19 protein-coding genes and 4 tRNA genes are annotated in these 24,238 nt (G+C 60.3%); 18 read left to right on the forward strand and 5 right to left on the reverse strand.

Going from position 1 to position 24,238, the window contains the following annotated elements; translation table 11 throughout:
• Nucleotides 1–31: 31 nt before the first annotated feature.
• A complete protein-coding gene (locus M5G20_RS01105) occupies nucleotides 32–262 on the forward strand; it encodes a hypothetical protein (RefSeq protein ID WP_008007186.1) in 231 nt (76 codons plus the stop codon).
• Here M5G20_RS01105 and M5G20_RS01110 read toward each other — a convergent pair.
• Both M5G20_RS01110 and M5G20_RS01115 read right to left on the reverse strand, forming a co-directional pair.
• Complete coding sequence (locus M5G20_RS01110; RefSeq protein WP_150733364.1) at nucleotides 259–471, reverse strand: hypothetical protein; 213 nt, start codon at nucleotides 469–471, stop codon at nucleotides 259–261. The genes M5G20_RS01105 and M5G20_RS01110 overlap by 4 nt on opposite strands.
• A gap of 173 nt (nucleotides 472–644) precedes the next feature.
• The gene (locus M5G20_RS01115; protein ID WP_273917520.1) at nucleotides 645–1,841 is read right to left on the reverse strand and encodes an amino acid aminotransferase; all 1,197 of its coding nucleotides are present in this window, start codon (nucleotides 1,839–1,841) and stop codon (nucleotides 645–647) included.
• 336 nt (nucleotides 1,842–2,177) lie between these two features.
• On the opposite strand from M5G20_RS01115, the gene uvrB reads away from it, so the two are divergent.
• The 11 genes from uvrB (at nucleotide 2,178) to M5G20_RS01170 (ending at nucleotide 10,390) form a co-directional block, all read left to right on the forward strand.
• Entirely contained in the window at nucleotides 2,178–4,193 is a 2,016-nt protein-coding gene (uvrB, locus tag M5G20_RS01120; RefSeq protein ID WP_273917521.1) for an excinuclease ABC subunit UvrB, read from the forward strand.
• Between the two features lie 264 nt (nucleotides 4,194–4,457).
• A complete protein-coding gene (gene gltX, locus M5G20_RS01125) occupies nucleotides 4,458–5,939 on the forward strand; it encodes a glutamate--tRNA ligase (protein WP_150733369.1) in 1,482 nt (493 codons plus the stop codon).
• Between the two features lie 248 nt (nucleotides 5,940–6,187).
• Nucleotides 6,188–6,263, forward strand: a tRNA-Ala gene (locus tag M5G20_RS01130).
• Between the two features lie 79 nt (nucleotides 6,264–6,342).
• Nucleotides 6,343–6,418, forward strand: a tRNA-Glu gene (locus M5G20_RS01135).
• Nucleotides 6,419–6,471: 53 nt separating this feature from the next.
• Nucleotides 6,472–6,547, forward strand: a tRNA-Ala gene (locus M5G20_RS01140).
• 79 nt (nucleotides 6,548–6,626) lie between these two features.
• A tRNA-Glu gene (locus M5G20_RS01145) sits at nucleotides 6,627–6,702 on the forward strand.
• Nucleotides 6,703–6,886: 184 nt separating this feature from the next.
• Nucleotides 6,887–7,426 (forward strand): TetR/AcrR family transcriptional regulator, encoded by a 540-nt coding sequence (locus M5G20_RS01150; RefSeq protein ID WP_056853720.1) that lies wholly within the window; start codon nucleotides 6,887–6,889, stop codon nucleotides 7,424–7,426.
• Between the two features lie 29 nt (nucleotides 7,427–7,455).
• Nucleotides 7,456–8,289 carry an alpha/beta fold hydrolase gene (locus M5G20_RS01155; RefSeq protein WP_273917522.1) on the forward strand — a complete coding sequence of 278 codons (834 nt, stop codon included), beginning with the start codon at nucleotides 7,456–7,458 and terminating at the stop codon, nucleotides 8,287–8,289.
• Nucleotides 8,290–8,337: 48 nt separating this feature from the next.
• A complete protein-coding gene (locus M5G20_RS01160) occupies nucleotides 8,338–8,775 on the forward strand; it encodes an acyl-CoA thioesterase (protein WP_212625136.1) in 438 nt (145 codons plus the stop codon).
• A gap of 77 nt (nucleotides 8,776–8,852) precedes the next feature.
• Entirely contained in the window at nucleotides 8,853–9,812 is a 960-nt protein-coding gene (locus tag M5G20_RS01165) for a tRNA dihydrouridine synthase (protein ID WP_273917523.1), read from the forward strand.
• A 131-nt stretch (nucleotides 9,813–9,943) separates the two neighbouring features.
• The gene (locus M5G20_RS01170) at nucleotides 9,944–10,390 is read left to right on the forward strand and encodes an Hsp20 family protein (protein WP_150733373.1); all 447 of its coding nucleotides are present in this window, start codon (nucleotides 9,944–9,946) and stop codon (nucleotides 10,388–10,390) included.
• 52 nt (nucleotides 10,391–10,442) lie between these two features.
• Here the strand turns inward: M5G20_RS01170 and M5G20_RS01175 are convergent, their stop codons facing one another.
• The 3 genes from M5G20_RS01175 to M5G20_RS01185 all read right to left on the reverse strand — a co-directional run bounded on the left by M5G20_RS01175 (nucleotide 10,443) and on the right by M5G20_RS01185 (nucleotide 17,320).
• Nucleotides 10,443–12,719: a nitric-oxide reductase large subunit gene (locus tag M5G20_RS01175; RefSeq protein WP_273917524.1), complete on the reverse strand. Its 2,277-nt coding sequence runs from the start codon at nucleotides 12,717–12,719 to the stop codon at nucleotides 10,443–10,445.
• Between the two features lie 365 nt (nucleotides 12,720–13,084).
• Nucleotides 13,085–16,363, reverse strand: coding sequence for a PAS domain S-box protein (locus M5G20_RS01180; protein WP_273917525.1), 3,279 nt, complete (start codon nucleotides 16,361–16,363; stop codon nucleotides 13,085–13,087).
• A gap of 66 nt (nucleotides 16,364–16,429) precedes the next feature.
• Nucleotides 16,430–17,320 carry a LysR family transcriptional regulator gene (locus tag M5G20_RS01185; protein ID WP_150733376.1) on the reverse strand — a complete coding sequence of 297 codons (891 nt, stop codon included), beginning with the start codon at nucleotides 17,318–17,320 and terminating at the stop codon, nucleotides 16,430–16,432.
• Nucleotides 17,321–17,467: 147 nt separating this feature from the next.
• On the opposite strand from M5G20_RS01185, the gene leuC reads away from it, so the two are divergent.
• The 6 genes from leuC to M5G20_RS01215 all read left to right on the forward strand — a co-directional run bounded on the left by leuC (nucleotide 17,468) and on the right by M5G20_RS01215 (nucleotide 24,056).
• Nucleotides 17,468–18,886 (forward strand): 3-isopropylmalate dehydratase large subunit, encoded by a 1,419-nt coding sequence (gene leuC / locus M5G20_RS01190; protein WP_212625132.1) that lies wholly within the window; start codon nucleotides 17,468–17,470, stop codon nucleotides 18,884–18,886.
• Nucleotides 18,887–18,896: 10 nt separating this feature from the next.
• Nucleotides 18,897–19,541: a 3-isopropylmalate dehydratase small subunit gene (gene leuD / locus M5G20_RS01195; protein ID WP_273917526.1), complete on the forward strand. Its 645-nt coding sequence runs from the start codon at nucleotides 18,897–18,899 to the stop codon at nucleotides 19,539–19,541.
• 145 nt (nucleotides 19,542–19,686) lie between these two features.
• Nucleotides 19,687–20,454 (forward strand): class I SAM-dependent methyltransferase, encoded by a 768-nt coding sequence (locus M5G20_RS01200; protein WP_273917527.1) that lies wholly within the window; start codon nucleotides 19,687–19,689, stop codon nucleotides 20,452–20,454.
• A 65-nt stretch (nucleotides 20,455–20,519) separates the two neighbouring features.
• Nucleotides 20,520–21,602, forward strand: a complete 1,083-nt coding sequence (leuB, locus tag M5G20_RS01205) for a 3-isopropylmalate dehydrogenase (protein ID WP_273917528.1) — start codon at nucleotides 20,520–20,522, stop codon at nucleotides 21,600–21,602.
• Between the two features lie 68 nt (nucleotides 21,603–21,670).
• Entirely contained in the window at nucleotides 21,671–22,783 is a 1,113-nt protein-coding gene (gene asd, locus M5G20_RS01210; RefSeq protein WP_057715575.1) for an aspartate-semialdehyde dehydrogenase, read from the forward strand.
• A gap of 262 nt (nucleotides 22,784–23,045) precedes the next feature.
• Nucleotides 23,046–24,056 carry an aspartate-semialdehyde dehydrogenase gene (locus M5G20_RS01215; RefSeq protein ID WP_273917529.1) on the forward strand — a complete coding sequence of 337 codons (1,011 nt, stop codon included), beginning with the start codon at nucleotides 23,046–23,048 and terminating at the stop codon, nucleotides 24,054–24,056.
• Nucleotides 24,057–24,238 lie beyond the last annotated feature (182 nt).

Raw genomic sequence — 24,238 nt, forward strand, 5'->3', positions numbered from 1 at the left:
CCACAACGTCTCGAAACAACGAGGTGCTCGCATGAGCATCGCTCAGATCAGCCTGCCCAAAGGGGTCGGCCCGCATGCCGAAAAACTCTTCGACGCGATCACTCAGGCCAGCACCGCCGATGAGTTGAACCGCGCCGGAGGCAAGGCCGAGGGATTTGTCCTGGGCCTGGAAAGCACCAAGGCGATCAAGAGCCAGGTCGCGGAATCGCTTTACGTCGCTTATGACGACGCCGCCAGCCAGCGCGCGACCGAGTTGGCTTAACCGCCGAAGGTGATTGTGCCCATCATCAGTTTGGCGTAGAGCGCCGTGGCGCCCAGTTGCACCAGCCACAGGGCCAGGCCGCCGAGAAACACGCCGGCAGCGACTTGCATCACCAGGTTGTTGCTGCGTTGTTTGGCTGGGGCGCGAGGAGTAAAGCGATCCAGGTCGTCAAGGTCATCGCGGTCTGCGCGAAGGTCATCGTTTTTCATGTGGGTTCTCTTTCGAATTCTCGGGTGTACACAAAACCTGCAGGAGCCAGCAAGCCGGCTCCTGCAGCAGATAGCGTGCAGTTTAAGGGCTCGGTCAGCGCTTTGAGATTTATCTGCGACAAATAAAAAACGGGAAGCCCAATGGCTTCCCGTTTTTCGTATCACGGCGCGGTTCAGATCACCTGAACGATCGCATCCGTCACAGCCTTGATGTTGCTCTGGTTCAACGCAGCCACGCAGATACGACCGGTGTCCAGCGCGTAAATGCCGAACTCGTTGCGCAGACGGTGAACCTGCTCAACGCTCAGGCCGGAGTACGAGAACATGCCACGCTGACGACCGACGAAGCTGAAATCACGCTGCGGTGCGTTTTTCGCCAGGGTCTCGACCATCTGGGTGCGCATGCCGCGAATGCGCAGGCGCATTTCGGCCAGTTCCGCTTCCCACTGGGCGCGCAGTTCCGGGCTGTTCAGTACGGCAGCAACGATGCTTGCACCGTGGGTCGGCGGGTTGGAGTAGTTGGTGCGGATCACGCGTTTGACTTGCGACAGCACGCGCGCGCTTTCTTCTTTCGATTCGCTGACGATCGACAGGGCGCCAACGCGCTCGCCGTACAGCGAGAACGATTTGGAGAACGAGCTGGAGACGAAGAAGGTCAGGCCCGATTCCGCGAACAGACGCACGGCAGCGGCGTCTTCGTCGATGCCATCGCCGAAACCTTGATACGCCATGTCGAGGAAGGGCACATGGTTTTTCGCTTTCACGACGTCCAGAACGTTTTTCCAGTCCGCCGGGCTCAGGTCCACGCCGGTCGGGTTGTGGCAGCAAGCGTGCAGTACAACGATCGAACCGTTTGGCAGGGCGTTCAGGTCTTCGAGCAGGCCGACGCGGTTTACGTCGTGGGTCGCGGCGTCGTAGTAGCGATAGTTCTGCACCGGGAAGCCGGCGGTTTCGAACAGCGCACGGTGGTTTTCCCAGCTCGGGTCGCTGATCGCCACAACAGCGTTCGGCAGCAGTTGCTTGAGGAAGTCGGCACCGATTTTCAGTGCGCCGGTACCACCAACGGCCTGGGTGGTGAGGACGCGACTGGAAGCGATCAGCGGCGAATCATTGCCGAACAGCAGTTTTTGCACGGCCTGGTCGTAGGCGGCGATGCCGTCGATTGGCAGGTAGCCACGGGAAGCGTGTTGAGCGACGCGAATGGTTTCGGCTTCGACAACGGCGCGCAGGAGTGGAATTTTCCCCTCCTCGTTGCAATAAACACCGACGCCCAGGTTGACCTTATTGGTACGGGTATCGGCGTTGAATGCTTCGTTGAGGCCCAGGATTGGATCGCGTGGTGCCATTTCGACAGCGGAGAACAGGCTCATTTTTGCGGCGGCTCTGAATGGAGAATGGAGGGACGTGTCACGCTCCAGCCGAATGCACTAGAGCGGTGCACAAACGGGGAGCTAGTATAGAGGCCATCTGCGATCGATGGCGACAGACGATTCGGCTTTTAAGGTAAGTTTTTCCGATTTTTTTTCGACCGTTAGTCGATTGATGTCGTCCAAGGCTTTACGTGATGTAAGACGTTTGCCTTGAAAGCGATGGCAATCGGCTCCACATTGAGCGCAATCCAGTTTTTTCCTCGGGCGACATCGGTCGTTTGCGGTCTTTTTCGTTCGCGCCGGTTTTGCCGGCAAGCGTGATCCCAGAGGTTTTACATGTCTGAATTTCAGCTAGTCACCCGTTTCGAGCCCGCCGGCGATCAGCCGGAAGCCATTCGCCTGATGGTCGAGGGCATCGAAGCCGGGTTGGCGCACCAGACGCTGCTCGGTGTGACCGGCTCGGGCAAGACTTTCAGCATCGCCAACGTGATCGCCCAGGTGCAGCGTCCGACGCTGGTGCTGGCACCGAACAAGACCCTGGCGGCGCAGTTGTACGGCGAGTTCAAGGCGTTCTTCCCGAACAATGCCGTGGAGTATTTCGTTTCCTACTACGACTACTACCAGCCTGAAGCCTACGTGCCATCCTCGGACACCTTCATCGAGAAAGACGCCTCGATCAACGATCACATCGAACAGATGCGACTGTCCGCGACCAAGGCGTTGCTTGAACGCAAGGACGCGATCATCGTCACCACCGTGTCGTGCATCTACGGTCTGGGTAGCCCGGAAACCTACCTGAAGATGGTGTTGCACGTGGATCGCGGCGATCGGCTCGACCAGCGTGAATTGCTGCGCCGTCTGGCGGACCTGCAATACACCCGCAACGACATGGATTTCGCCCGTGCAACGTTCCGCGTTCGTGGCGACGTGATCGATATCCACCCGGCGGAGTCAGACTTCGAAGCGATTCGCATCGAACTGTTCGACGACGAGGTGGAAAGCCTGTCGGCCTTCGATCCGCTGACGGGCGAGGTCATCCGCAAACTGCCGCGTTTCACCTTCTACCCGAAAAGCCACTACGTGACGCCACGGGAAACCCTGATGGACGCCGTCGAGGGCATCAAGGTCGAATTGAAGGAACGCCTGGAATACCTGCGCTCCAACAATAAATTGGTGGAGGCGCAGCGCCTGGAGCAACGCACCCGATTCGACCTGGAGATGATCCTCGAGCTGGGCTACTGCAACGGCATCGAAAACTACTCGCGCTACTTGTCCGGCCGTGAAGCGGGCGCGCCGCCGCCGACCCTTTACGATTACCTGCCGGCCGACGCCTTGTTGGTGATCGACGAATCCCACGTCAGCGTGCCGCAGGTTGGCGCGATGTATAAGGGTGACCGCTCCCGTAAAGAGACGCTGGTGGAATACGGTTTCCGCCTGCCATCGGCGCTGGACAACCGGCCGATGCGTTTCGACGAATGGGAAAGCATCAGCCCGCAGACGATTTTCGTCTCGGCGACACCGGGCAACTATGAAGCCGAGCACGCCGGGCGCGTCATTGACATGGTGGTGCGTCCGACCGGTCTGGTCGACCCGCAAATCGAGATCCGCCCGGCACTGACCCAGGTCGACGACTTGTTGTCGGAAATCACCAAGCGCGTCGCGCTGGAAGAGCGGGTGCTGGTCACCACGCTGACCAAGCGCATGGCCGAGGACTTGACCGACTACCTGGCCGATCACGGGGTGCGCGTGCGCTACTTGCACTCGGACATCGACACCGTGGAGCGGGTCGAGATCATCCGCGATTTGCGCCTCGGTACTTTCGATGTGCTGGTGGGGATCAACTTGCTGCGCGAAGGCCTGGACATGCCGGAAGTCTCGCTGGTGGCGATTCTCGATGCCGACAAGGAAGGCTTCCTGCGATCCGAGCGTTCGCTGATCCAGACCATCGGCCGGGCGGCGCGTAACCTCAACGGCCGGGCGATTTTGTATGCCGACCGGATCACCGGCTCCATGGAACGGGCGATCGGCGAAACCGAGCGTCGTCGCGACAAGCAGATCGCCTTCAACCTGGCCAATGGCATTACGCCTAAAGGCGTGTTCAAGGACGTTGCCGACATCATGGAAGGCGCCACCGTGCCGGGTTCGCGCAGCAAGAAGCGCAAGGGCATGGCCAAGGCCGCCGAAGAGAACGCCAGGTACGAAGCGGAACTGCGCTCGCCGGGCGAGATCGCCAAGCGCATCAAGGGGCTGGAAGAGAAGATGTATGCGTTGGCGCGTGATCTCGAGTTCGAAGCCGCGGCGCAGATGCGCGATGAAATTACCAAGTTGCGCGAGCGGTTGATCACTGTTTGAAACAGCAGGAACAAAACTGACCCGTAGGAGCCGGCTTGCCGGCGATGGCGGCATTAAGGTCACTACCGCATCGTTATAAGCCATTATCGGCGCCTGTGGCATCGGCTGATATCCAGCCATTCATCGCGCCATGCGGGGGGCTGTAGACGCAACCTTGGCTTAAATGCCCTGTTCGCTGGAGCGGGGTGTACGTCGCCTGTTACCATTCGGCTCTTGTTTGAAGTTCGCCTTGTTCTTCGCTTTTTATTCTTTTCGAGACATGCCATGACCACCGTCCGCACTCGCATCGCGCCATCGCCTACCGGGGACCCCCATGTAGGTACCGCTTACATCGCTCTGTTCAACTACTGCTTTGCGAAGCAGCATGGCGGTGAGTTCATCCTGCGGATCGAAGACACTGACCAATTGCGTTCGACCCGCGAGTCCGAACAGCAGATTTTCGACGCCCTGCGCTGGTTGGGCATCGACTGGAGCGAAGGCCCGGACGTCGGCGGCCCGCACGGTCCGTACCGTCAAAGCGAGCGCGGCGACATTTACCAGAAGTACTGCCAGCAACTGGTCGACATGGGCCATGCCTTCCCGTGCTTCTGCACCGCCGAAGAGCTGGACCAGATGCGTGCCGAGCAGATGGCTCGCGGCGAAACCCCGCGTTACGACGGTCGTGCGCTGTTGCTGTCCAAGGAAGAAGTCGCTCGTCGTCTCGCTGCCGGCGAGCCGCATGTGATCCGTATGAAAGTGCCGAGCGAAGGTGTCTGCGTGGTGCCGGACATGTTGCGTGGCGACGTGGAAATCCCGTGGGATCGCATGGACATGCAGGTCCTGATGAAGACCGACGGCTTGCCGACGTACTTCCTGGCCAACGTGGTCGACGACCACCTGATGGGCATCACCCACGTTTTGCGCGGTGAAGAGTGGCTGCCATCGGCGCCGAAACTGATCCTGTTGTACGAGTACTTCGGCTGGGAACAACCAGAACTGTGCTACATGCCGCTGCTGCGTAACCCGGACAAGAGCAAGCTGTCCAAGCGCAAGAACCCGACCTCGGTGACCTTCTACGAGCGCATGGGCTTCATGCCTGAGGCGATGCTCAACTACCTGGGCCGCATGGGTTGGTCGATGCCGGACGAGCGCGAGAAGTTCTCGCTGCAGGAAATGGTCGACAACTTCGATCTGAAACGCGTTTCCCTTGGCGGGCCGATCTTCGACATCGAAAAACTGTCGTGGCTCAACGGCCAATGGCTGCGCGACCTGCCGGTGGAAGAGTTCGCCGCGCGCGTGCAGAAATGGGCATTCAACTCCGACTACATGATGAAGATCGCGCCGCACGTGCAGGGCCGGGTTGAAACCTTCAGCCAGGTTGCACCGCTGGCCGGGTTCTTCTTTGCCGGTGGCGTGAACCCTGATGCCAAGCTGTTCGAATCGAAGAAGCTCTCGGGTGATCAGGTTCGGCAGTTGATGCAGTTGATCCTGTGGAAGCTCGAAAGCCTGCGTCAGTGGGAGAAAGACAACATCACCGCGACCATTCAGGCTGTGGTGGAGTCCCTGGAGCTGAAGCTGCGTGATGCCATGCCACTGATGTTCGCCGCGATTACCGGTCAAGCCAGTTCGGTATCGGTGCTCGATGCGATGGAAATCCTCGGGCCGGACCTGACCCGTTTCCGTCTGCGCCAGGCCATCGACCTGTTGGGTGGCGTGTCGAAGAAAGAAAACAAAGAGTGGGAAAAGCTGCTGGGCGCTATTGCCTGATCCCACGTGCCTGACCTTGTAGGAGCCGGCTTGCTGGCGAAGCGACCTTGCAGCGTGCATCGATCCTGCGGCCGCCTTCGCCGGCAAGCCAGCTCCTACAGTTGAGGGAAACCCCGATTTTTCGGGGGGAGGGCGGTAAGTGGTTGTTATGCCGACAAAAAATTTTGAAATTTTTCAAAAATAAGTTTGACAGGCTTTCGATACGCCCTTAAGATTCGCCCCGTCCTCAGCGATGACATCAACGATGAGGGGCTATAGCTCAGCTGGGAGAGCGCTTGCATGGCATGCAAGAGGTCGACGGTTCGATCCCGTCTAGCTCCACCAATTTACACTTCAAGGCCTGGCCACACCGGCCTTGAAGCGATCAACACTCAGCGTTGATCAGTTGTATAGAAGGGTTTGCGTCCCCTTCGTCTAGTGGCCTAGGACACCGCCCTTTCACGGCGGTAACAGGGGTTCGAGTCCCCTAGGGGACGCCAGTTTTACAGAAGTGATGTTGCAAAATGTCGCTCCGCCGCGAGGCGAAAAATCTGGGGCTATAGCTCAGCTGGGAGAGCGCCTGCATGGCATGCAGGAGGTCAGCGGTTCGATCCCGCTTAGCTCCACCAATTTTACAGTTCAAGGTCTGGCCACACCGGCCTTGAATCGATCAGCTCTCAGCACTGATCAGTTGTATAGAAGGTTTGTGTCCCCTTCGTCTAGTGGCCTAGGACACCGCCCTTTCACGGCGGTAACAGGGGTTCGAGTCCCCTAGGGGACGCCACGATTACCCGCTCTGCGGGATTTTATAAGGGTCATTCAATTATTGAATGGCCCTTTTGTTTGTCTGGCGTTTGGCCAAATCCCCCCAATTCTTTCAAACTGTTCTTCAGACCAGCGGTCACATCCACGACTTGCAGAAAATTATTATGAGAATAATATTCTAGTCGTAATATTCGGAGGCAACGATGAACGATAAAAAAGCTCAAACCCGCGAACGCATCCTCAAGGCCGCCAGCGCAGCGCTGATCCAGCGCGGCCCGGCGGAACCGAGTGTTGGCGAAGTGATGGGCGCAGCGGGCCTGACGGTCGGCGGCTTTTATGCGCACTTCGAAAGCAAGGACGCGATGATGCTGGAGGCGTTCAAGCAATTGCTCGGCCACCGTCGCGGCCTGATTGCCGATATGGATGCCGAGTTGACCGGCGAAGAGCGTCGCGCCTTGGTGGCGGCGTTTTATCTGTCGCGCAAACACCGTGACTCGTCCGAATCGGCGTGCCCGATTCCAGCGTCGGTCGGTGAGCTTGGGCGACTGCCGGAAGCGTTTCGTATCGCCCTGAATGAGCACGTGGAAATGATGGTCGCGCAACTGGCGGCCAGCCCGGAAGACACCGACAAAGCCCTGGCTGACATGGCGTTGATGGTGGGTGGTCTGGCTCTGGCGCGGGCGCTGGGGCCGGGAGAGTTGTCCGACCGTTTACTTCGCGCCGCTAAATCAGCGGTGCTGTGACCTGAAGGCTGCGGCCTGGGGAGAATGCGATGAGCACGTTGAAGTGGGTTCGAGGCGTGAATGGCACCTTGGGTTGGTTTGCACCGAAACTGGTGGCAAGCAAGATGCGACTGGCGTTCATGACGCCAAGGGATTTGCCGCCGCGTGACTGGGAGCTGCCACTCCTGGCGAAGTCCGAACGGATCACCTTGCGGTTTGGGCTGTCGGCGTTGCGTTGGGGGCAGGGCCCTGCGGTATTGCTGATGCACGGCTGGGAAGGTCGGCCGACGCAGTTTGCCAGCCTCATCACTGCGCTGGTCGACGCCGGTTATTCGGTAGTCGCCCTCGATGGCCCGGCCCATGGTCGCTCACCCGGCAGCGAAGCGAATGTGGTGTTGTTCGCTCGCGCCATGCTTGAAGCCGCCTCCGAATTGCCACCGCTGCAAGCCGTCATTGGTCATTCAATGGGAGGCGCCAGTGCCATGCTTGCCGTGCAACTGGGCCTGCGCACCGAAACACTGGTCACCATTGGCGCGCCCGCCCGAATCCTTGGCGTGTTGCGCGGGTTTGCCCGCTATGTGGGCCTGCCACCGAAAGCCCGTTCGGCGTTCATTCGCCAGGTCGAGAAAGATGTCGGGATGCGCGCCGCCATGCTCGACGTCGCCCACTATCAACTCGATATGCCTGGCCTGATCGTCCACGCCGAAGATGACAACTTTGTCTCGGTCAAGGAATCGCAACTGATCCACGAAGCCTGGTTCGACAGCCGCCTGCTGCGCCTGCCAGAGGGCGGTCATCAGCGGGTGATGGCTGACCCTCGGGTGATTGATGGCGTGTTATCACTGCTGGCGGGCCGCAGCCTGCAATCGCGCCAATCGGCCTGAGCTTCCGTTACACTGCCCCGGTCGAAATAATCTGACCGGGAGTAGGGCATGGGCTGGGATCGGGCAACGCCGTTTATCATTGATCTGCAAGTGGGCGCCGAAGACATCGACGGGCTGGGCCACGCCAATAATGCGGTGTACGTGACCTGGCTCGAGCGCTGTGCCTGGCGCCATTCCCAGCGCCTGGGCCTGGATCTGGTCGAATACCGTCGCCTGGACCGGGCCATGGCCGTGGTGCGGCACGAGATCGATTACCTGGCCGCTGCCTACGAAGGTGATGAGCTGCAATTGGCGACCTGGATCGTCGATTGGGATCAGCGCCTGAAAATGACCCGTCACTTTCAGTTGAAGCGCCCCAGCGACAACGCCACATTGCTGCGTGCGCAGACCACGTTTGTCTGCATCGAACTGTCCACGGGCAAGCCCAAACGCATGCCGGCCGAGTTCATCGACGGCTATGGCCCGGCCTTACAGGTCCTGATTTGACAAGACGGTGTGGCAAGTCTTTCGCTCGATAATCCAGTAAACTGCCGCACGTTTTTTCCTTGAGTAGTGTTTTCCCCATGCAAATTGCCTTGGCGCCCATGGAGGGGTTGGTCGACGACATCCTGCGCGACGTGCTGACCCGAGTGGGCGGCATCGATTGGTGCGTGACCGAGTTCATTCGGGTCAACGACCAATTGCTCACGCCGGCCTATTTCCACAAGTTCGGCCCAGAGCTGCTCAACGGCGCCCGTACGGCCTCCGGTGTGCCGCTGCGCGTGCAACTGCTGGGTTCCGACCCGGTGTGCCTGGCGGAAAACGCCGCGCTGGCCTGCGAGCTCGGCTCCGAAGTGATCGACCTCAATTTCGGCTGCCCGGCCAAGACGGTGAACAAATCCCGTGGCGGTGCGGTGTTGCTCAAAGAGCCCGAGCTGTTGAACCGGATCGTCGAGCACGTCCGTCGTGCCGTTCCGGCGCACATTCCCGTTACCGCCAAGATGCGCCTGGGCTTCGACAGCCCGGATGGTTCGCTGGTCTGCGCCACGGCGCTGGCCGAAGGCGGGGCGGAACACATCGTGGTGCATGCGCGGACCAAAGTGGACGGCTACAAGCCGCCGGCGCACTGGGAGTGGATTCCGCGGGTGCAGGACGTGGTCAAGGTGCCCGTGTTCGCCAATGGCGATATCTGGAGCGTCGAAGACTGGCGCCGTTGCCGCGAGATCAGCGGCGTGGAAGACATCATGCTCGGCCGTGGCCTGGTTTCGCGCCCTGATCTGGCGAAGCAAATCGCCGCCGCGCGGGCCGGTGAAGAGGTCGTGGAAATGACCTGGGCCGAGCTGCTGCCGCTGATCCAGGACTTCTGGCTGCAAGCCAAGGCGCAGATGACGCCGCGCCAATCGCCCGGTCGTCTGAAGCAGTGGCTGGCGATGTTGACCCGCAATTATCCCGAAGCCGTCGAGCTGTTTACCGTGCTGCGTCGGGAGACTGAACTGGATCAGGTTTCGCGTTTGCTGGGTCTGCAAGTGGCAGAAGCCGCCTGAAAACCGTTTAAAAAAAAATGAAAAAAACCTCTTGAAAAGAAATCAGCGGTCCCTATCTAAGGGTTACGCGATGCCGAATTCGGGTCGCGGAGACAAAAGACCTTGCTGATTGTTTTCAGGAGATTTGAACCATGACTACTGCATTTTCCCTGGCTCCACTGTTCCGTTCCTCGGTAGGTTTCGACCGTTTCAACGACCTGTTCGAAACCGCCCTGCGCAACGAGCCAGGCAGCACCTATCCACCCTATAACGTGGAAAAACACGGCGACGACCAATACCGCATCGTCGTAGCGGCGGCCGGTTTTCAGGAAGAAGACCTGGAACTGCAAGTCGAGAAGGGCGTGCTGACCATCAGTGGCGGCAAACGCGATGCCAATGAAGGTGTGACTTTCCTGCACCAAGGCATTGCCCAGCGCGCGTTCAAGCTGTCGTTCCGACTGGCAGACCACATCGAAATCAAGGCCGCCGACCTGAGCAACGGTCTGTTGAGCATTGACCTGTTGCGGGTGATTCCGGAAGAGGCGAAAGCCAAGCGCATCCCTATCAACGGGGCGCAAAAACCAGCTCTGCAACACTAAGCCGAGCGAAACAGGAAGGGCGCCAATTGGCGCCCTTCTTTGTGTCTGCGGTTTAACGTTGTCCGGTCACGGTTGCGGATTCCACCGCTCGCGGGTGCCGGGACGAAAACAGCAAGCCGCCAGCGATCTGCCAGATCACCGCAAACGCGCCGACCAGGAACACGATGTCGCCGAACGTGCGCACCCAGCGCAGGGTTTGCAGCAAGTCCTGCTGCATGAAAGCTTCGCTGCGGGCGTACCACAGCCCCTGGCTGGCGCTGGCGTAAAACTGCAGGATGCCGATCGGCAACAGGCTGGTGACGATCATCAGCATCAGGCCGCCGTTGAGCCACCAGAAGCCGGTGTTCATCAGTCGGTCGTTGAACTGCAGATTCGGTCGCAGATAACGCAGGATCAACAGGCTGAAACCCAGCGCCAGGGAGCCATAAACCCCGAACAACGCCGCGTGTGCATGCAAAGGCGTGGTGTTCAGGCCCTGGATGTAATACAGCGCGATCGGTGGGTTGATCAGGAAACCGAACACGCCGGCACCGAGCATGTTCCAGAACGCGGTAGCGATGAAGAACTGCAGCGGCCAGCGCAGCCGTGCCATCCACGGCGCGCGCTCTTTCAGGCGCCAGTTCTCCCAGGCTTCATGCCCGAGCAATATCAGCGGCACCACTTCCAGCGCGCTGAAGGTCGCGCCGACAGCCATCACCGGGGTGGTGGTCCCGGAGAAGTAGATGTGATGGAACGTACCGGGCACACCGCCAAGCATGAACAGCGAGGCCGAGCCGAGGGTGGCGGTGGTGGCCAGGCGCTTGGAGACCAACCCCATGCTGGTGAAAATGAAGGCCAGGGCGGTGGTGGCGAACACTTCGAAAAAGCCTTCGACCCACAGGTGCACGACCCACCAGCGCCAGTACTCCATGACCGACAAATTGCTGCGCTCGCCATAGAACAGGCCAGCGCCGTAGAACAGACCGATGGCGATTACAGACGCGGCCAACAACGCCAGCAGGTTCTTGTCGCCGGGCTGACGCAGGGCAGGGAGCATCGCGCGCAACATCAGCACCAGCCAGAACACGATCCCGGCGAACTTGGCGATCTGCCACAGACGACCCAGATCAACATATTCGTAACCCTGATGCCCGAGCCAGAAGCTCCATTGCGCCGGCATCAACTGGGCGATGGCGAGGAAGTTGCCGGCATACGAACCGACGACCACCAGCACCAGCGCCCAGAACAGTACATCCACGCCGAGCTTCTGCCATTTCGGATCTTTGCCGCCATTGATGAACGGCGCCAGAAACAGCCCTGCCGCGAGGAAGCCAGTGGCGATCCAGAACATCGCACTCTGCAAGTGCCAGGTGCGGGTCAGCGAGTAGGGGAACCACTTCGACAGCGGCAACCCGTAGAAATCCTGACCCTCGACCGTGTAGTGCGCGGTCACGCCGCCCATCAGAACCTGAAAGCCAAACAGTGCGCCGACCAGCAACAGGTATTTGCCCAGGGCTTTTTGCGAAGGCGTGAGCCTGATCAGGCTCAGTGGATCCTGCGGCGGAACCTTGGGTTGGCCTTCGTCGTGATTGCGCAGGAACGCCCAGCCCCAGACCAGGAAGCCAATACCTGCGAGCAACACGACGATGCTGACAATCGACCAGACCATGTTTTCGGCAGTCGGCTGGTTGTCGATCAACGGCTCGTGGGGCCAGTTGTTGGTGAAGGTCGCGCTTTGGCCATCGCGTTCGGTGGCGGCAGCCCAGGCTGTCCAGAAGAAAAAGTGCGTCAGCTGCTGACGCCGAGCGGCATCGGGCAGGGTGTTTTCTTTCATGGCAAAGCTTTCGCGGCTGTGGTGCAGCGCAGGGTCATTGCCGAACAGGGCGTGGTAATACGCGGCGGTTTGCGCGATAGCCTGGATTCGGCGGTCGCTGAGTACCAGTGTGCCGTCGACCAGACGGTTGGCGCGGTACTCGCGTTTGAGTTGATGGCGCAGCAGGGCCTGCTGATCGTCATCGATAACCTGATACCGCTTGCCATAAGTCTGCTGCGCCGCCAGGTCGAGCCAGGCGAGCAGTTCGCGGTGCAGCCAGTCGGCGGTCCAGTCCGGCGCCTGATAGGCACCGTGGCCCCAAATCGAGCCTAGTTGCATGCCGCCAATACCCTGCCAGGCCGTCTGGCCGTCGAGGATGTCGTCGGCACGAAACAGGATCTTGCCCTCGACGCTTTGCACTTGATCGGGAATCGGTGGTGCCTGTCGATAGATCTCGTGACCGAACCAGCCGAGCAGGCAGAAGGTCACGCCGAGGACGCCAATCAGCGACCACCATAGTTTGCGGTATTCACCCATGGTTCACCTTAATGTCAAAAAAAAGCGCCCGCATAACGAGTATGCGGGCGCAGAAAACCCGGCCGTGTGATCGGGAAGAGACGCCGGGGTGTTGCTCAGGGAAAATGATCGGCTGCCGCGATCATCCATCAGCGGTGCGGGACGTTTGTCCGCAGACCGAATGCGTGGCTTCAATGTAAGGCGCACCCGCAACCGCGTCACTCCTACACAGGGTCAGTGACGTCACGTCTGGGTTTTAATGATTCATACGAAGGTATGAAAAACTGTAGGAGCTGGCTTGCCAGCGATGGCGGTGGGTCTGCAACCATCAATGTTGACTGTGTCGGCCTCTTCGCTGGCAAGCCAGCTCCTAGAAGGGGTTGATGTCACCGGAGCAGTTTCTGAAACTCCTCCACCGGCAATGGCTGGCTATGCAAATACCCCTGATAAAAATGGCAGCCCAGCCCCTGCAGGAACTCCAGTTGCTCAGCGGTTTCCACGCCCTCGGCAATCACTTTCAACTCCAGGCTGCGGGCCATGGCAACGATGGCGCGGATGATCTCGGCGTCATTGGGGTCGGTGGTGGCGTCGCGGATGAACGACTGGTCGATTTTCAACGTGTCGACCGGCAGGCGCTTGAGGTAGGTCAGCGATGAATAGCCGGTGCCGAAGTCGTCCATGGCGAAACTGACGCCGAGTTTTTTCAGGCGACGCATTTTGCCGATGGTGTCTTCCAGGTTCTGGATGACGATGCCTTCGGTGATTTCCAGCTTGAGCAGCGAGCAGGGCAGGCCGTAGCGAGCAAGGCTTTCTTCGACGCGCTCGACGAAGTCGGTCTGGCGAAACTGCCGTGGGCTGATATTCACGCACAGACTGAAATCGAGTGGGTCCACCAGGTCGTTGGACACCATTTGCCGACAGGCCTTGCAGGCTTCGTCGAGAATCCAGGTGCCGACCTCCAGGATCAAACCGCTGTCTTCCAGCACCTTGATGAACTCGGTGGGGGACTGCGCGCCGAGTTCCGGATGGTTCCAGCGCACCAGGGCTTCGGCGCCGACGATGCGGTTGTCGCGAGCATCGAGCTGCGGTTGGTAATGCACACGGAATTCGCCACGGGACAGCGCCAGGCGCAGGTCGGTTTCCATGCGCAGGCGTTCACTCGCGGCCTTCTGCATGGTGTTGTGGTACATCTGCGCGGTATTGCGCCCCGAATCCTTGGCGCGATACAGGGCAATGTCGGCACGTTTGAGCAGGTCGGTAGGCGTTGAGCCGTGATCGGGAATCAGCGCGATGCCGATGCTCGGCGTCACTTGCAGGCGCTGGCCGTCGAGGAACATCGGCTCCGACAACAATTCGCGCAAAGTGTCGGCCAACTGCCGGACCTGGGCGCTGACGTCATTGCGCGTGCCCTCAAGCCCGCTGAGCAGCACCACGAATTCATCGCCGCCCAAACGCGCGACGGTGTCCTCCATGCGCACGCTGGCCTCCAGGCGAGCGGTGATGATCTTCAGCACCGTATCGCCCACCGGATGGCCGAGGGAGTCGTTGATGTGCTTGAAATGGTCGAGGTCGAGGAACATCAGCGCGCCACGTAAATTGTGGCGTTTGAGCAGGGCAATCTGTTGGCTGAGCCGATCCATCAACAGGGCGCGGTTGGGCAGGTTGGTCAGCGGATCGTGGTAAGCCAGGTGGCGGATCTGCGCCTCGGCGTTTTTCAGCAGGCTGACGTCCCGCGCGGTCAGCAGCAGGCACGCGGTTTCGTTGAGGGTGATCGGCTCCACCGAGACCTCGACGGTGAGCAACTCGCCACGCTTGTTACGGCCGAGCATTTCCTGGTGATGAACCCGACCCTTGATCTGCAACTCGGCCAGCAACGCCGAGCGTTGTTTTTCTTCGGCCCAGATCCCCACTTGATACACCGTGCGGCCAATCACTTCGTCGGCACGGTAACCGGTCAAGCGGCAGAAACCGTCGTTGACCTCCAGATAGCGCCCGGTATCGCGTTCGGTGATGGTGATGGCATCGGGGCTGGAGTGAAACGCCTTGGCGAATTTCTCTTCGCTGGCCTTGAGCGCCGCTTCCGAGCGTTGTTGCTGGGTGATGTCGCGCAGGGTGGTGACGATGCACGGCTGGTCGCCGACGCTGATCTGCCGGCTTGAAATCACGCAGGTCAGGGATTGCCCGTTCTTGTGCTGGACGACAATCGCCACGTTATTCAGGCCTTGTTCGCGAATCACCTGCTCGATCCGCTGCAAACTTTTTGCCGAGGCGTCCCACAGACCGATTTCATCGGCGCTGCGACCAATCACATCGGCGGTGGTCCAGCCGAAGGTCTGGGTGAAGCTGGAATTGATCTCGATGAACTGGCCGGTGTCCTGGCGGGTCACGCAGATCGGGTCCGGACTGACCTGGAACAGCGTGGCGAATTTCTCTTCGGAGGCCACCAATCGTTGCTCGCGTTCGACCTGATCGGTGATGTCGAGCAAGGTGCCGGCCATGCGCAGCGGCAGGCCGTTTTCATCGCGGTAGAGGCGGGCGCGGCTTTCCAGGTAGCGCGAGCTGCCATCGGGCAGTTGCACGCGGTAGGTCAGCTGATAGTTGCCGGCGGGGCCTTCGCGCAGGCTGCGATAGGCGTCGCGCATGGTGTCGCGCTCTTCGCCGGGCACGCCTTCGAAAAACTCGTCGAAGGACTCATGGAACGGCTTGGCTTCCAGACCGTGCAACTGCGCGGCGCGGGCCGAGCCGTAGAGCATGCCGCTGGGAATGTGCCAGTCCCAGGTGCCCAGTTGCGCAGAGTCCAGCGCCAGGTCGAGGCGTTCCTGGCTGTCCTTCAAGGCATGCTCGGCGATTTTGCGGTCGGTGGTGTCGAGGAACGTGCTCAGCAGATAGGGCTGGCCCTCGAGCTCGACCTTTTGCGCGCTGAGGATGCCATCGTGGATTTGCCCGTTGCTGGCGCGAAATTGCACCTCCATGCTGGTCAACTCGCCTTTGGCCTTGGTGGCCTTGACCAACACCGCCCGTTGCTCGGGGTGCACCCACAGGCCGAGTTCCAGGGTGGTGCGGCCGATGGCGTCTTGCACCGGCCAGCCGAACAGGCTTTCAAAATACTGGTTGGCCTCGGTGATCAGGCCGTCTTCCTGACGGGTCAGCAGGACCATGTTCGGGCACAGGTGAAACAGCGTGGCGAAACGCTTTTCCGAACTGCTCAGCGCCTGCTCGCGCTGGCGCTGATGGGTGATCTCGCGGATCACGCCGATCATTCGCGGCCGGCCGTGTTTGTCCGGCAACAGGCTGCCGTTGATCTCCAGCCAATGCAGGCTGCCGTCGGGCCAGCGAATGCGGTGGTGCATCGCCTGTTCCAGCGGTGCGCCGGCAATCACCGCGTGGAAGGCGCGTACGGTTTTCGCCCGGTCCTCGGGCGGCAGCAGATCGAGGTATTCGAGATCTTCCGGCAGCGGTACTCGGGGATCGTACCCGAACAGCGCCTGCGTGCCCCGCGACCAACTGATTTGCCCCCGTTCGATATCCCAATACCACGCACCCAAACGCGCACCGTTCAGGGCAGCCAGCAATTGCGGAGCACTTTCCCAGCTCTGCTCGGAGCTTTTGGGGTCAAGTGCCTGGATACGCGGCATCGGCGGAACACGGTCAACAGATTTCGGCATTGGCAGGCCTTAGACTGAATTGAGCATTGGGCACAGGATTTCGCGGCTCTATAGGCGTAGCACAAGTCAGCCTTGAGTCCCTGGCAGATCGATTTGAGCATCCAGCAGGGCCATGAAGGCCCGTGCCGCATTCGACAACGTCCGTTCTGTGTGCAGGATATAGCCTAGCTGGCGAGAGAGTTGTATGCCCGGCAAAGGTATTCGCGCAACTTGATCGTCAAGCATGGTCCGTGGCAACACGCTCCAGGCCAGGCCGATCGAGACCATCATCTTGATGGTTTCCAGGTAGTTGGTGCTCATGGCGATGTTCGGCGTCAGGCCCTGGGCTTCGAACAGACGCTGGACGATATGGTGGGTGAACGTGTTCCCGCCGGGGAAAACCGCCGGGTGCCGGGCGATATCCGCCAGGTTGACCGCGCTGTTGCTGAGCAGCGAATGCTCCGGGGCTACCACGAAATCCAGCGGATCGTCCCAGACCGGTGTGGCCTTGACCAGTCCGTGGGGCTCCGGCGCCAGGGTAATGACCGCCAGTTCGGCGCGGCCATGGAGGATTTCCTCGTAGGCCACTTCCGAATCGAGAAACTGAATGTCCAGTGCCACTTCGGGATAGCGTCGGGTGAACTCCCTTAATAAGGGCGGCAAGCGGTGCAGGCCGATGTGGTGACTGGTGGCCAGGGTCAGACGACCGGTCACCTCGCCCGTGAGATTGGTCAGCGCACGGCGCGTATCATCGAGGACGTTCAAAATCTGGTAAGCCCGTGGCAGCAGGGCGCGACCGGCCTCGGTCAACCCGACCTCGCGGCCCAGTCGATCGAACAGTCGCACCTTCAATTGCTGCTCCAGCCCGGCGATGCGTTTGCTGATGGCCGGTTGTGTCAGGTGCAGCCGCTCGCCCGCGCCAGAGAAGCTTCCGGTCTCGGCGATGGCAATAAAGGCATTCAGGTTGGCCAGGTCCATGGTCGCATTCCAGTTGGTTATCCAAAGCATAAAAAATATGAATTTGAGTTATTTAATGTAACCCCATAGGATCAGCCTCACAAGCCAAAGGGTTATTGAAAACTTCAAAGCCCGGGGCATAGAAACAAGCTGATGAGGAACCGTCTGATGGCCGGCAAAACGCTCTACGACAAGCTCTGGGATTCGCATTTGGTCAAGCAGCGCGACGATGGCTCCGCGCTGATCTACATCGATCGTCACATCATTCACGAAGTGACCTCGCCGCAAGCCTTCGAAGGTCTGCGTCTGGCCGGGCGCAAGCCTTGGCGTATCGATGCCAACATCGCGACCCCGGACCACAACGTACCGACCACCCCGGAGCGCAAGGGCGGCATCGAAGCCATTGCCGACCAGGTCTCGCGTTTGCAGGTTCAGACCCTCGACGACAACTGCGATGAGTACGGCATCGTCGAGTTCAAGATGAACGACGTCCGCCAAGGCATCGTCCACGTCATCGGCCCGGAGCAGGGCGCTACCTTGCCAGGCATGACCGTGGTTTGCGGCGACTCCCATACCTCGACCCACGGTGCATTCGGCGCTTTGGCTCACGGTATCGGCACCTCCGAGGTCGAGCACGTGCTCGCCACCCAGTGCCTGGTCGCCAAGAAAATGAAGAACATGCTGGTCTTGGTCGAAGGCCAATTGCCGTTCGGCGTGACCGCCAAGGACATCGTCCTCGCCGTGATCGGCAAGATCGGCACCGCCGGCGGTAACGGCCACGCCATCGAATTCGCCGGCAGCGCGATTCGCGACCTGTCCGTTGAAGGCCGCATGACCATCTGCAACATGTCCATCGAGGCTGGTGCCCGCGTTGGTCTGGTCGCGGCTGACGAGAAAACCGTGGCCTACGTGAAGGGCCGTCCATTCGCTCCGAAAGGCGCGGAGTGGGACCTGGCTGTCGAAGCGTGGAAAGACCTGGTGTCTGATAAAGACGCCAGGTTCGACACCATCGTCGAGCTCGACGCGACCCAGATCAAGCCGCAAGTCAGCTGGGGCACCTCGCCCGAGATGGTGTTGGCTGTGGATCAGAACGTGCCGGACCCAGCAAAGGAAACGGACCTGGTCAAGCGCGGTTCCATCGAACGCGCGTTGAAGTACATGGGTTTGACCGCCAATCAGGCGATCACCGACATCCAGCTCGACCGCGTATTCATCGGTTCCTGCACCAACTCGCGCATTGAAGATTTGCGTGCAGCAGCCGTGATCGCCAAGGGCCGCAAAGTGGCCTCGACCATCAAACAGGCGATTGTGGTGCCGGGCTCGGGCCTGGTGAAGGCTCAGGCTGAGTCGGAAGGCCTGGACAAGATTTTCCTCGAAGCCGGTTTCGAATGGCGCGAGCCGGGTTGCTCGATGTGCCTGGCGATGAACCCGGACCGTTTGGAGTCTGGCGAGCATTGCGCCTCGACGTCCAACCGAAACTTCGAAGGCCGTCAGGGCGCGGGTGGTCGTACTCACCTGGTCAGCCCGGCCATGGCCGCCGCCGCCGCTGTGAACGGTCGTTTCGTCGACGTCCGTGAATTGATCTAAGGAGCACAGCATGAAAGCTTTTACCCAGCACACTGGACTTGTCGCGCCTTTGGATCGTGCCAACGTCGACACCGACCAGATCATTCCGAAGCAGTTCTTGAAGTCGATCAAGCGCACCGGTTTCGGCCCGAACCTGTTCGACGAGTGGCGTTACCTGGATGTGGGTCAGCCGTATCAGGACAACTCCAAGCGTCCGCTGAATAAGGACTTCGTGCTCAATGCCGAGCGTTACCAAGGCGCCAGCGTGTTGCTGGCCCGCGAGAACTTCGGTTGCGGCTCCAGCCGTGAACACGCGCCGTGGGCGCTGGAAGAATACGGTTTCCGCAGCATCATCGCGCCGAGCTACGCCGACATCTTCTTCAACAACAGCTTCAAGAACGGCTTGCTGCCGATCATCTTGAGCGACGCCGAAGTTGACGAGCTGTTCCAGCAAGTCGAGGCCAATCCGGGCTACCAGTTGCAGATCGATCTGCAAGCCCAGACCGTGACCCGTCCGGATGGCAAGGTGTTGAGCTTCGAAATCGACGCGTTCCGCAAACACTGCCTGCTCAACGGCCTGGACGATATCGGCCTGACGTTGCAGGACCATGAAGCGATTGCCGCGTTTGAAGGCAAGCACCGGGCGAGCCAGCCTTGGTTGTTTCGCGACGCTTGATTTTCGGTAGTCAGTGCTGGCCTCATCGCTGGCAAGCCAGCTCCCACAGGTTTTGTGAGCGCCGCAAATCACTGTAGGAGCTGGCTTGCCAGCGATAGGGCCAGGACAGGCACCACAAGACTGAACCCTGAATAAGGAAATGACCATGACCCGCACCGCCCAGCACAGCCAAGTAGTGCAGAAGCAATTCGGTGAACAGGCTTCTGCCTACCTGAGCAGCGCCGTACACGCTCAAGGCACTGAATTCGCGCTGCTACAGGCCGAACTGGCGGGGCAGGGCGATGCCCGGGTTCTGGATTTGGGTTGCGGCGCCGGCCACGTGAGTTTTCACGTAGCCTCGCTGGTGAATGACGTAGTGGCCTATGACCTGTCGCAGCAAATGCTCGACGTGGTGACGGCCGCTGCTGCCGACCGTGGCTTGAGCAACGTGTCCACGGTCAACGGTGCCGCCGAACGCCTGCCGTTCGCCGATGGCGAGTTCGACTTCGTGTTCAGCCGTTATTCGACGCATCACTGGAGCGATCTTGGCCTGGCCTTGCGGGAAGTGCGTCGGGTATTGAAACCGGGTGGTGTGGCGGCGTTCATCGACGTGTTGTCACCGGGTAGCCCGTTGTTCGACACTTACCTGCAAAGCGTCGAGGTGCTGCGCGACACCAGCCATGTGCGCGATTATTCCGCCGGCGAGTGGTTGCGTCAGGTCAGCGAGGCGGGGTTGCATACCCGCAGCACCACGCGGCAGCGGTTGCGTCTGGAATACAACAGCTGGGTCGAGCGCATGCGCACACCAGAAGTGATGCGCGCCGCCATCCGTGAATTGCAGCAGTCGATGGGCAACGAAGTGCGCGAATATTTTGAGATTGAGGCCGACGGTTCGTTCAGCACCGATGTGTTGGTACTGTTTGCAGAAAGATAGGTACAGATCGATAGAATTTTTCCGGGGGCGCCCAAGGGCGCACCGACTGATGACATGAGGAAAGCATGAGCAAGCAGATTCTGATTCTCCCAGGTGACGGTATTGGCCCGGAAATCATGGCCGAAGCGGTCAAGGTGCTGGAATTGGCCAGCAACAAGTTCGACCTGGGCTTCGAGCTGAGCCACGACGTGATTGGTGGCGCGGCCATCGACAAGCACGGCGTGCCGCTGGCCGACGAAACCCTGGAACGTGCCCGCGCAGCCGATGCGGTGCTGCTGGGTGCCGTTGGCGGCCCGAAATGGGACACCATCGAGCGTGACATCCGCCCTGAGCGCGGCCTGCTGAAAATCCGCGCGCAGCTGGGTCTGTTCGGCAACCTGCGTCCGGCGATCCTGTACCCGCAACTGGCCGAAGCCTCCAGCCTGAAGCCGGAAATCGTCTCCGGCCTGGACATCCTGATCGTTCGCGAGCTGACCGGCGGTATCTACTTCGGCGCGCCACGTGGCACCCGTACCCTGGAAAACGGCGAGCGTCAGTCCTACGACACCCTGCCGTACAGCGAAAGCGAAATCCGCCGCATTGCCCGCGTCGGTTTCGACATGGCCATGGTCCGTGGCAAGAAGCTGTGCTCGGTGGACAAGGCCAACGTATTGGCCTCCAGCCAGCTGTGGCGTGAAATTGTCGAGGAAGTGGCCAAGGATTACCCTGAAGTCGAACTGAGCCACATGTACGTCGACAACGCCGCCATGCAGCTGGTGCGTGCACCGAAGCAGTTCGACGTGATCGTCACCGACAACATGTTCGGCGATATCCTGTCCGACCAGGCGTCGATGCTCACCGGTTCCATCGGCATGCTGCCGTCGGCGTCCCTGGACACCAACAACAAGGGCATGTATGAGCCGTGCCACGGTTCGGCACCGGACATCGCAGGCCAAGGCATTGCCAACCCGTTGGCGACCATTTTGTCGGTCTCGATGATGCTGCGTTACAGCTTCAACCAGCAGGCCGCGGCCGATGCCATCGAGAAAGCCGTCAGCCTGGTGCTGGATCAGGGCTTGCGCACGGGCGACATCTGGTCGGCCGGTTGCACTAAAGTGGGTACGCAGGAAATGGGTGACGCAGTAGTCGCCGCGCTGCGGAATCTGTAATCTCTCGGGCCCGCTGCCCATTTCACCCCCGAAAGCAGCGGCCCACATTTCAAGAAGGTGTAGTTGCGATGAAACGTGTAGGTCTGATCGGTTGGCGCGGTATGGTCGGTTCCGTGCTCATGCAGCGGATGCTGGAAGAGCAGGATTTCGATCTTATCGAGCCGGTGTTTTTCACCACTTCCAATGTCGGTGGCCAAGGCCCGTCCGTGGGCAAGGACATTGCTCCGCTCAAGGACGCTTACAGCATTGAAGAGCTGAAAACCCTCGACGTGATTCTGACCTGCCAGGGTGGCGACTACACCAGCGAAGTCTTCCCGAAACTGCGCGAAGCCGGCTGGCAGGGTTACTGGATCGACGCCGCTTCCAGCCTGCGCATGCAGGATGACGCGGTCATCGTCCTGGATCCGGTCAACCGCAAGGTGATCGACCAGCAACTGGACGCGGGCACCAAGAACTACATCGGCGGCAACTGCACCGTCAGCCTGATGCTGATGGGCCTGGGCGGTCTGTTCGAAGCCGGTCTGGTGGAGTGGATGAGCGCCATGACGTATCAGGCGGCCTCCGGTGCCGGCGCGCAGAACATGCGTGAACTGATCAAGCAGATGGGCGCCACCCACGCCGCTGTTGCCGATCAACTGGCCGACCCGGCCAGCGCGATCCTCGACATCGACCGTCGTGTGGCCGAAGCCATGCGCAGCGACGCGTACCCGACCGAAAACTTCGGTGTACCGCTGGCCGGCAGCCTGATCCCGTGGATCGACAAGGAACTGCCAAACGGCCAGAGCCGCGAAGAGTGGAAGGCCCAGGCCGAGACCAACAAGATCCTCGGTCGCTTCAAGAGCCCGATCCCGGTCGATGGCATCTGCGTGCGCATCGGCGCCATGCGTTGCCACAGCCAGGCGCTGACCATCAAGCTGAACAAAGACGTGCCGATCGCCGATATCGAAGGGCTGATCAGCCAGCACAACCCTTGGGTCAAGCTGGTACCGAACAACCGCGAAACCAGCATTCAGGAGCTGAGCCCGAACAAGGTCACCGGCACCCTGAACATCCCGGTTGGCCGTCTGCGCAAGCTGAACATGGGCTCGCAGTTCGTCGGCGCGTTCACCGTCGGCGACCAGTTGCTGTGGGGCGCAGCCGAACCGCTGCGTCGCATGCTGCGGATCCTGCTTGAGCGTTGATCGACTGACGCAATGAAAGAACCCGCGCCTTGAAAGAGGTGCGGGTTTTTTTATCCCTGAAGTTTCTCGGTTGCCTGGTCTGGCCCCATCGCTGGCAAGCCAGCTCCTACAGTGAGTGGTATCACGCACAAATTTTGGGTACACCACGAAACCTGTAGGAGCTGGCTTGCCAGCGATGGGGCCGGTACGAGCCCCGTCGAATTGCCTGTGTGGCACTCACCCGGTAAAGTGCCGCTCCCCCCGTTTCGCCAGAGGTAGAACCATGAGCCAGTCCATTGATATTGCCGTGATCGGCGCCACCGGTACTGTCGGCGAAACGCTGGTGCAGATCCTCGAAGAACGTGACTTCCCGGTCGGCAACCTGCACCTGCTGGCCAGCAGTGAATCCGCCGGCAGTTCGGTGCCGTTTCGCGGCAAAAACGTGCGAGTGCGCGAAGTCGATGAGTTCGATTTCAGCAAAGCGCAGCTGGTGTTCTTTGTCGCAGGCCCGGCAGCAACCTTGAGTTTCGCTTCTCGCGCCACGGCTGCCGGTTGCTCGATTGTGGATCTGTCCGGCGCCTTGCCGGCCGACCAGGCGCCGCAAGTGGTTCCGGAAGCCAATGCTCATGTGCTGGCCGGATTGAAAAAACCGTTCCAGGTCAGCAGCCCGAGCCCATCGGCCACCACCTTGGCGGTGGTGCTTGCGCCGTTGCTGGGCTTGCTCGACTTGCAGCGCATCAACCTGACCGCGAGCCTGGCGGTCTCCGCTCAGGGCCGTGAAGCCGTGAGTGAGTTGGCGCGGCAGACCGCCGAACTGCTCAACGTGCGCCCGCTGGAACCCAAATTCTTTGATCGGCAGATGGCTTTCAACTTGCTGGCGCAGGTCGGCAAGCCGGACGAACAGGGCCATACGCTGCTGGAAAAGCGCCTGGTCCGCGAACTGCGTCAGGTGGTGGCGCTGCCTTCACTGAAAATATCTGTCACTTGCATTCAAGCCCCGGTGTTTTTTGGCGATAGCTTTAACGTGACCCTGCAGTCCGCGAGCGACATCGACCTGGCGAAAGTCAACGCTGCGCTGGAAGACGCACCGGGCATCGAACTGGTCGAGGCGGGTGATTACCCGACACCGGTCGGTGACGCGGTAGGGCAGGATGTGGTCTACGTTGGTCGGGTTCGCCACGGTATCGACGACCTGTCGGAACTTAATTTGTGGCTGACGTCAGATAACGTACGCAAAGGGGCCGCGCTCAATGCTGTGCAGCTGGCCGAATTGTTGATAAAACACCTGCTGTAAAAGATACTTGGCAACAATTTTCGAATGATTCCGGGTGAGCGCTATGCTTGCCGGAATGCTGAAGGTCAGCCACCCTGCGGGGCTTTCCGGGGCATGCACGAAACAATCGCGCGCGACGACCCTTCGCCGCCGCGCGCAATGCCTTACGGCAGCGACTATCAACACCTTCTCGCTGGCCGAGG

Origin of the sequence: Pseudomonas sp. TNT2022 ID1044 (assembly GCF_028656895.1) — a bacterium.
Classification (GTDB): Bacteria; Pseudomonadota; Gammaproteobacteria; order Pseudomonadales; family Pseudomonadaceae; genus Aquipseudomonas; species Aquipseudomonas reinekei.